This window comes from Pollutimonas bauzanensis (genome assembly GCF_040393045.1).
Classification (GTDB): Bacteria; Pseudomonadota; Gammaproteobacteria; order Burkholderiales; family Burkholderiaceae_B; genus Pollutimonas; species Pollutimonas bauzanensis_A.
The window spans coordinates 1-3,413 of record NZ_JBEBUX010000206.1 but is presented as its reverse complement, the minus strand read 5'-3'; the positions used below and the strand labels follow the sequence as shown (position 1 = coordinate 3,413).

Here is a 3,413-nt window from a genome sequence, read left to right as displayed (position 1 = left end):
GCGACCTCAACCTTGGCAAGGTTGCGCTCTACCAACTGAGCTACTCCCGCATTGTACTGCCTTGCTTTCGGTGTTGGTGGGTTTGGTGCCCGCCGAAAGAAGCTTCGCATTATAACTGGTTTTTTCTACTAGTGCAAATCGGTTTGATTCGTTACTTAACCAGTTGTTCCTGCCGCTTGCTACATTGTTAATACGCCTTCAAAAACGTAGTAACATTTAGCGAAGACCAAAATAATAGCATGAAAGCGGTATGGTCTGTCAAATCGATGTTTACTTCAGGCTTAATTTTGCTGTCAATTTCCGAACAAGATCTTACTTCTCTTAATACGCTGGGTTTGCAGGCTCATGCGCAGGCCTTGTTGCGTTATCAGTCGCCTGACCAGCTGCCCGAGCTTTCCGATACCGTCCGCGGTTATTCCAGCGTGTTTGTGTTGGGCGGAGGCAGCAACGTGGTGCTGGCGCCTGCGCTCGATTGCCTAGTCGTGAAGGTTGAGTCGCGCGGCATCGGTATATATGCCCAGACGGATAGCCATGTGATCGTGGAAGCGCACGCAGGAGAGACCTGGCACGACTTTGTGGAAGGCTGCGTAGAGCGGGGCTGGAACGGCCTGGAAAATCTGGCCTTGATCCCGGGCACTGTAGGGGCGGCGCCGGTGCAGAATATCGGCGCTTATGGCGTCGAGCTGGATCAGCGCTTCCACAGTCTGGTGGCTTGGGATCTGCACAAGGGGCAGGCCGTGGAAATGGATGCCGGCGATTGCGAGTTCTCGTATCGCAATAGTTTTTTCAAACAGGCCGAGCCTGGCAGGTGGCTGATCGTGAAGGTGCGGTTTGCTTTGCCGCGTCACTGGCAGCCCGTGCTGGGGTATCCTGACTTGCAGCGCCATCCTGTGCTGGCGCAGGCCGGGGCGTCTGCAACCGCGCGGCAACTATTCGATGCCATTTGCGAGATACGTCGACAGAAATTGCCTGATCCCGCTGTCCTGGGCAATGCAGGCAGTTTTTTCAAGAATCCCATTGTGACGGCCGGCGTGCTTGAGTCCATCAGGAAAGCTAATCCGCAAGTGGTGGCTTACCCGCAAGGCGATGGTTCATATAAGTTGGCGGCGGGCTGGCTAATCGACCAGGCTGGCTGGAAAGGGCGCCGGATGGGGCCGGTGGGGGTGCATGACCGCCAGGCGCTGGTTCTGGTGAACCATGGCGGTGCAACGGCGCAAGACATCAAGTTGTTGGCAGATTCCATACGGGCCGATGTCGCAAGTCGTTTTGGTGTGCAGCTTGAGCAAGAGCCAGTCGTTGTGGGCACCCCCGGCGATAACTTACGTGGCTAGCACATCCTGCATATCGAAAAGCCCGAATTCCTTGCGAGCCAGATAGCGGGCCGCGCGCAGGCTGCCTTGGGCGTACGTCGCACGGCTGCTTGAGCGATGAGTGATTTCAATGCGCTCGCCTGTGCCGCAAAAGTACACAGTGTGGTCGCCCACGATGTCGCCGCCGCGCACTACCGAAAAGCCGATATGGCCGGTTTCACGCGCGCCGGTTTCGCCATGGCGCGCCCAGTCGGCAATATCGTCCAGATTTTTGCCCCATGCCGATGCCACGGTTTCGCCCATGGCCAGAGCCGTGCCCGATGGCGCGTCTACCTTGTTGCGGTGGTGGGCCTCGAAGACTTCGACGTCGTAACCGCTGTTAAGCAGGCGGGCGGCCATATCCAGCAGCCTTAGCGTGGCATTGACCCCTACACTCATGTTGGGGGCGAACACTACGGCAATTTTTTGGCCTGCGGCTTGTATGGCTTGTTTGCCTTCGTCGCTAAAACCCGTCGTGCCGATAACGCATTTGACGCCATGCTTGATGCAGGCTTGTAAATGCACTAGCGTGCCTTCCGGACGGGTAAAGTCGATCAGGCAGTCGGCTTGTGCCAATGCGTCAAGATCATCGGTAATGAGCACGCCCGTGTCTTGCCCCAAGAAGGCGCCGGCATCCTGGCCGATAGCGCTGGAACCAGTGCGATCCAGCGCGACGGCCAACTTCAGGTCGGGGCTACCCACAACGGCTTCGATCAACATGCGGCCCATGCGGCCGTCTGCACCTGCTATAGCTATACGCATCATTTCTTCCCTTAGCGCAGTGGTTCGACGCCGCTTCGGCCCGGCATCGGAACACCAGGATCGGTGGGCAACGGTTCCCCGGTATTCAAGATGCGCAGGTGTTGTGGCGCAGTGTTTTGCGGAGCGGTGTCAGGAGTATCGTCGGGAGGCGCGGTGTCCGTTGTTGGCGCAACCGTGTCGACCGGTGCGGGTAATGCGTTGCCGGAGGCGTCGGTAGCGGGCGTTGACGTAGCGCTGTCATCGCTGCTGATCGTGCCTTCCAGGGCGTCGTCTTCGCTTACGCCAGTATCCGCTTTTTGAAATGGCTGCCTGTTGGGCTGCTCGTCGCCTTCCCACCGTACCAGGCTATCGCCTTCAAACCAGACGGTAAATTTGCGCTCTTGCTCCTTTCCGTAGCCAGGCTTGTTATAGTAGGGATAGTCCCAGCGGTTGGTGCGAAAAATATCCTGCAGCGTAGGCGTGCCCAAAATGAAGCGGACTTGCTCTCGTGTCATGCCATGTTGCAGCTGGGCCACCTGTTCCGAAGTGATCCAGTTACCCTGCTGCACATCGGGCCGGTATGGGAAGCCCCAATTGGTCGAGCCGCAGGCGGCAAGCGCCACAGCCAGGACGCTTGCCGCCACACCGGCTCGAAGCGTTGGAAATATCGATTTTGCAGTCATCAGTACAAAGGGCCCCTGTTATATTCAGATCGAATAAACCGTTATCATAAAGGTTTAAGAATAAACGCATAATAGCGTTAGTCAGAGTTAGGCGTATGGCAACCCCGCTTGCGCCCGACTGTCACCGTTTTCGCCAGAGACATTTTAGCTATGAATGACCAAAGTGAATTGAAAAATATGGGCTTGAAGGCTACGTTCCCGCGCCTCAAGATTCTTGATATTTTTAGAAGGGCCGATCTGCGCCATCAAAGCGCCGAGGATGTCTATCGGGCCTTGATCGCCGAGGATGTCGACATAGGCTTGGCAACTGTTTATCGCGTGCTTACGCAGTTTGAGCAGGCGGGTATTTTGGTGCGCAGCCAATTCGACGGCGGCAAGGCGGTGTTCGAGCTCAACGATGGCGACCACCATGATCACTTGATCTGCACCAATTGCGGCAAGGTAGTTGAATTTACCGACCATGAAATCGAAAAGCGCCAACACAAGGTGGCCAAGGATCAGGGTTTTCAGCTAGATACCCACACAATGCTGTTGTATGGCATTTGTCCGGAATGTTTGCCCAAGCACGCTAAATAGCTGCTGGGCCTTGTGTTGATTTGACTTGTGCCGGGCTCGCTTAGCGAGCCATTCAGGCCTCGCC

General features: G+C 56.3%; 3 protein-coding genes and 1 pseudogene. 2 read left to right on the top strand and 2 right to left on the bottom strand.

The annotated features are described in order from the left end of the window. The first annotated feature begins 266 nt into the window (after window positions 1-266). The gene (gene murB, locus ABWO67_RS19250; protein WP_353154952.1) at window positions 267-1,331 is read left to right on the top strand and encodes a UDP-N-acetylmuramate dehydrogenase; all 1,065 of its coding nucleotides are present in this window, start codon (window positions 267-269) and stop codon (window positions 1,329-1,331) included. Here murB and dapB read toward each other — a convergent pair. Continuing rightward, on the bottom strand, window positions 1,320-2,111 hold the full coding sequence (gene dapB, locus ABWO67_RS19245) for a 4-hydroxy-tetrahydrodipicolinate reductase (RefSeq protein WP_353154954.1): 792 nt from the start codon (window positions 2,109-2,111) through the stop codon (window positions 1,320-1,322). The two genes, murB and dapB, sit on opposite strands and share 12 nt — an antisense overlap. A 292-nt stretch (window positions 2,112-2,403) precedes the next feature. Then, a pseudogene (locus ABWO67_RS19355) lies at window positions 2,404-2,773 on the bottom strand (outer membrane protein assembly factor BamE); the annotation flags it as partial. A gap of 150 nt (window positions 2,774-2,923) precedes the next feature. Here ABWO67_RS19355 and fur point away from each other — a divergent pair. Continuing rightward, window positions 2,924-3,349: a ferric iron uptake transcriptional regulator gene (gene fur, locus ABWO67_RS19235; RefSeq protein WP_353154946.1), complete on the top strand. Its 426-nt coding sequence runs from the start codon at window positions 2,924-2,926 to the stop codon at window positions 3,347-3,349. Window positions 3,350-3,413 lie beyond the last annotated feature (64 nt).

Bases quoted from the DNA above. Each gene is read 5' to 3' on its own strand.
- dapB (WP_353154954.1), bottom strand. From the start codon at position 2,111: ATGCGTATAGCTATAGCAGGTGCAGACGGCCGCATGGGCCGCATGTTG.
- fur (WP_353154946.1), top strand. From the start codon at position 2,924: ATGAATGACCAAAGTGAATTGAAAAATATGGGCTTGAAGGCTACGTTC.
- murB (WP_353154952.1), top strand. From the start codon at position 267: ATGTTTACTTCAGGCTTAATTTTGCTGTCAATTTCCGAACAAGATCTT.